General features: G+C 35.1%; 1 protein-coding gene. It reads right to left on the bottom strand.

The window, feature by feature from the left end; all coding sequences use genetic code 11:
• Positions 1–127: 127 nt before the first annotated feature.
• Positions 128–574, bottom strand: coding sequence for a hypothetical protein (locus tag G5B11_RS18765; RefSeq protein ID WP_173729339.1), 447 nt, complete (start codon positions 572–574; stop codon positions 128–130).
• Positions 575–656: the final 82 nt, after the last annotated feature.

The following is a 656-nucleotide window of genomic DNA, read 5'->3' as shown; positions in this document are numbered from 1 at the left end:
TGTATTTCTTGCATCCAAGCAGGTTTCTGCAGAGAGTTATCTTTTTTCTCTTGTTGAACAAAATCGCTGCGCGATGGCTTGCCAAGGCTGTGGCGCAGCGATTTTGTTCAACTTGAAGTTGTAAATATCATTTTACATTTTTATATGAAATCACAATATGACTTGGTGCAAATAATACTGATGCAATAATCAATAGCACTGACCTACTCATAATCCCACTAAATAAGAACAACATTGAAGGAATAATAGAAAGTGCTAATGCTCTGAAAACGCTGTTTTTCTTAAAACATATAATCCAAATAGCACAATAAAGCATTACCAATATGATATCTACAATCAAATATAGTACAAATGCTTCGTCAGACCACCACCCGAACCAAGTTCCCTGAATATTGATTATCATGAATCCGAAACAACCCAATCTCCCTACTTGTTCTGTGACCTCAACATATTTATTGTTCCACTTATTATCAAATCCATCTTTGCACTTAATCGCAAATACAACATTGGGTATCATAATGACTGCAATAAAAATCAGCCCAAAAACATTAAACCATTCCATATTATCTACCATCACAAACTCTGATTTTCTCAATTCTCCAAACTGTTAAGGAAACAATCGGAGTTGGTGTAAACGAAAAAGCAGCCTTGAGTTC

The organism is Blautia glucerasea (genome assembly GCF_013304385.1).
Taxonomy (GTDB): Bacteria; Bacillota; Clostridia; order Lachnospirales; family Lachnospiraceae; genus Blautia_A; species Blautia_A ammoniilytica.
This window is presented reverse-complemented; position numbering and strand designations above follow the sequence as displayed.